The organism is Pseudoalteromonas sp. BSi20652, assembly GCF_000239855.1.
GTDB lineage: Bacteria > Pseudomonadota > Gammaproteobacteria > Enterobacterales > Alteromonadaceae > Pseudoalteromonas.
Window position 1 is genome coordinate 1 of record NZ_BADT01000106.1, and the last position, 3,640, is coordinate 3,640.

Genomic DNA, 3,640 nt, shown 5'->3' on the forward strand with positions numbered 1-3,640 from the left:
TTTTTTTAGTTTCTATCGTCTTTTTTCGATTACTTTCGACTTTAAGGTAAGTTGCCAGCAATGTAATCAATAATAATAGAGCAAAAAAACAACATAAGTCATTATTGTACGTTCCTGAATTGGTTAATTATTTTTATAGTAGCATTTTGCAATAGAGTACTGCTTTTAGCAATAAAATTAGTATAAACGACTACCCCAATTTAATTTTGTACGTAAAACGTTGTAGTAAGAATAATTTTTAGGGTGGATCAAGCGTAATTTCTTGTTTGCTTTTTTAATCACAACCTCATCACCGGGTAATACTGCAAGCACCACATGACTGTCGCAACTTACTTGTAGGCTGTCTGTATTTTCGAGACTAAGTTTTAAGCGAACTTCGTTATCGGCATCAACAACTAAGGGTCGGCTTGATAAAGTGTGCGGAAACATAGGTACTAATGAGATAGCATTTAGCTCTGGTGTTAATATAGGTCCACCACCTGAAAGTGAATAAGCGGTCGAGCCTGTTGGGGTTGATACAATTAAACCATCTGAGCGCTGTGAAAAAACAAAGTCATTATTAATAAATGCTTCAAACTCAATCATATGAGCCACTTTGTCTGCATGTAAAACCGCTTCGTTAACCGCTAAATTTGCACTTTTTAATTCACTATGTCGATATACTTCTACTTCCAATAAAAAGCGCTCTTCTTCAAGGTATTCACCACTGAGTACCTTTTCTAAGCTTGCTTCAAACCCTTCAGGATTTAAATCAGTTAAAAAACCAAGATTTCCTCTATTTACGCCTATAACGGCAACATCAAAACGAGCTAACATCCTCGCGGCTCCAAGCATATTACCGTCTCCTCCAACCACAATAGCAAGATCGGCACGTTCACCTAAATCGACTAGTTTAACGAGTTTATCTTTGGGTACGTCAACTAATTGACCACCGGTGCGTTTTTCTACAATTACCTCAAAACCAAGGGCAAGTAAAAATGTGTGTAAGCGTTGTAGGGTGGTGGCTGCGCCAGAATGATTTGGTTTACCAATAAGGCCAATGGTTTTAAAGGGAGAGTCCATAATATACGCACGAAAAGATTTAATATAGCTAGAGTAACTCAAAATAGAAGTGTTTGAAAACACAGATTTTGGCAAAGTTATTATGAAGTAATTGATTGGTTAAATAATCAGGTTTTTTCAAGTATGAGTTTGCCTCAGTACTTGAAATAACAGCAAACGCCCCGATATATATTTCATGAAACAAGATGTAGATACCATGAAAATAAACCCGCGAGATCAGCAGATTTTTTCAGCTGTTATGAATATGTACTGTAATGGTGAGGGTTTACCCGTCCCATCAACAAAAATAGCCAAGCTCAAAGGCATGGCAGTATGTTCAGCTACGGTTCGTAATGCAATGGCTCGCTTAGAAAAAGTAGGCTTATTATATTCGCCTCATACATCAGCAGGTCGAGTGCCTACAAATGAAGGATTTGATTATTGGTTCAATGAGTTTTTTCAATTGGCTGGTATTGCTAACTATTGGGAACCAGAACAAGCACAGTTAATTGAACTTGCTCATGGGCTGAGTAAAAAATACCAAGTATGTTGTTGTGTTGGGTTACCTCAAGTAAGTTCTCAGCAAGTGTTTAGGGTAGAGGTTCTCGATTTTGATTCAACAGACTGGCTTATTTTACTCATAGATAGAGCAGGGCAAAGCCACAATATTTGTATTGATAAACCACATGATTCATCTGACTCTGTTCGTTATCAGTTTGCTACGTGGTTAAATACCGTTTTTAGCCAACAAACATTAATGGAAGGCTTGTATCGTATGCAAGCCATGGCTAATACAGCGCCTAAAAATTGCCATGATTCTCTTAATCAGTGGACGCGACAGCTTAGTCATAAGTTAGGATCAGATAATAGTATTGTTGTTGGTGAGAACTATCTTTACAAACAAATCGATTGCGAGCAAAGTCTAAATATAGGCGTTTCATTTTTAAACTATGTAGAAGATAAGCTAGCATTTAAAAATGGTGTGTCGGTACTTAATAGCGAAAAACTTCCTTTTAGTGAATGTAATGAGCTAATTGTTATAAGCGTGCCGTACTTTCAAAACCAAGAATATCAAAGCCGCTTTTGTATAATTTGCCCTAAATCGTCACAAATTGAAGAAATAATCCAAGAATTTAAATTAATTGAGACCTCTAACTCTTGAATCTTTTTATTCAACCCCCATAATTACCGCAGTTGTAGAGAATCGGAGCACTTACTTTATGTCTGAACAGACGCAAAAGCCAGAACAAGAAGTAGAACTAAACGAAGAGTTAGATCAAATGCAAGTTGATGTAGAGGCTGCAGTAGAAGCCGCTGACCAACATGCAGAAGGTGAACAAAGCCCAGAAGCAGAAATCGCAATGTTATACGCAGAGCTTGAAGCTGCTAAACAGACTATTGCTGATCAAAAAGATGGTGTTGTTCGTGCAGCGGCCGATGTGGATAATATTCGTCGCCGTGCAGCACAAGATGTAGAAAAAGCACATAAATTTGCATTAGAGAAATTTGCTAACGAATTACTCCCTGTAATTGACAACCTTGAGCGCGCTATTGAGTTTTCTGATAAAGAAAACGAAGCTTTAAAGCCGTTACTTGAAGGTATTGATATGACCGTTAAGAGTTTTAACGATGCGGTTGCTAAGTTTGGCGTTGAAATTGTAAATCCACAGGGTGAGCAATTTAATCCAGATTTTCATCAAGCCATGTCGATTCAACCAAGTAACGACGTATCGCCAAATACAGTACTTGCTGTAATGCAAAAAGGTTACACATTGAATGGTCGCTTATTGCGCCCAGCAATGGTTATGGTATCCAAATCGGCAGATGCTTAATACCTATTAGTTTTGAATAAAAAATGCCTCATTTTGAGGCATTTTTTTTGTTTTTCATACTATAAATAACTTGCACGATAATAGTTAAAATAACAGCACTAAACATTAAACTCGAAAATGGCACTGCGCTTTTAGCGTGCATTATCACAAGTAGAGGTCCAACCAAGGCGCCGCTGCCAAATCTCAATGTGCCTATAACAGCGGTAGCTGTACCTGTGTTTTTTTCAAACTTCATTAAAATAAGTGAATCAGCGTTGCTGGCCGTTACCCCTAAGCTCATCATTAACGGTGCTATGCTCGCAACGATGTAATACAGAGACATTTCTAATAAGCTAAATGTTAGTAAAGCAGTACCTGAGATAAATCCGCATGTGAGTCCATAATAAAGCATTTTTCGTGATCCTACATGGGGGACTATACGCGTGTTCAAAAAGTTGCCAAACATTAACGCCATTACATTAAAAGCAAATAGGATCCCAAATAGTCGTTCCGAGACTTCAAATAAATCGAGATAGATAAAAGGCACTGAGGTTAAAAAGCAAAAAAAGCCAAATGATACAAACATAGAAGTTAAAATATCTGCGCGTGCATCTTTATTGCTCAGCACTGTTTTATAGCTATCAAAAAATAATGCTAATCCTTTTTTTTCATTTGCATGAATAGGTATATCAATTAAATATACTTGCACTAAAGACTAAAATAATAAAGCTATAAGCAGCAAGTACTAAAAAAATAAGTCGACCACGATAGAAAAACCTAAAATAAAT

Annotated in this window: 3 protein-coding genes and 1 pseudogene; 2 read left to right on the forward strand and 2 right to left on the reverse strand. The window is 37.0% G+C overall.

Going from position 1 to position 3,640, the window contains the following annotated elements; translation table 11 throughout:
- Nucleotides 1-177 precede the first annotated feature (177 nt).
- Nucleotides 178-1,062 (reverse strand): NAD(+) kinase, encoded by an 885-nt coding sequence (gene nadK, locus P20652_RS08880; RefSeq protein ID WP_008168921.1) that lies wholly within the window; start codon nucleotides 1,060-1,062, stop codon nucleotides 178-180.
- Nucleotides 1,063-1,237: 175 nt separating this feature from the next.
- On the opposite strand from nadK, the gene P20652_RS08875 reads away from it, so the two are divergent.
- Both P20652_RS08875 and grpE read left to right on the forward strand, forming a co-directional pair.
- A complete protein-coding gene (locus P20652_RS08875; RefSeq protein ID WP_008168922.1) occupies nucleotides 1,238-2,203 on the forward strand; it encodes a hypothetical protein in 966 nt (321 codons plus the stop codon).
- Between the two features lie 58 nt (nucleotides 2,204-2,261).
- Nucleotides 2,262-2,873: a nucleotide exchange factor GrpE gene (grpE, locus tag P20652_RS08870; protein WP_008168923.1), complete on the forward strand. Its 612-nt coding sequence runs from the start codon at nucleotides 2,262-2,264 to the stop codon at nucleotides 2,871-2,873.
- 28 nt (nucleotides 2,874-2,901) lie between these two features.
- Here grpE and P20652_RS08865 read toward each other — a convergent pair.
- Nucleotides 2,902-3,640: pseudogene (locus tag P20652_RS08865) on the reverse strand (MFS transporter); the annotation flags it as partial.

Excerpts from the sequence above, each read along its gene's own strand:
- P20652_RS08875 (WP_008168922.1), top strand. The coding sequence starts at position 1,238 with ATGAAACAAGATGTAGATACCATGAAAATAAACCCGCGAGATCAGCAG.
- grpE (WP_008168923.1), top strand. The coding sequence starts at position 2,262 with ATGTCTGAACAGACGCAAAAGCCAGAACAAGAAGTAGAACTAAACGAA.
- nadK (WP_008168921.1), bottom strand. The coding sequence starts at position 1,062 with ATGGACTCTCCCTTTAAAACCATTGGCCTTATTGGTAAACCAAATCAT.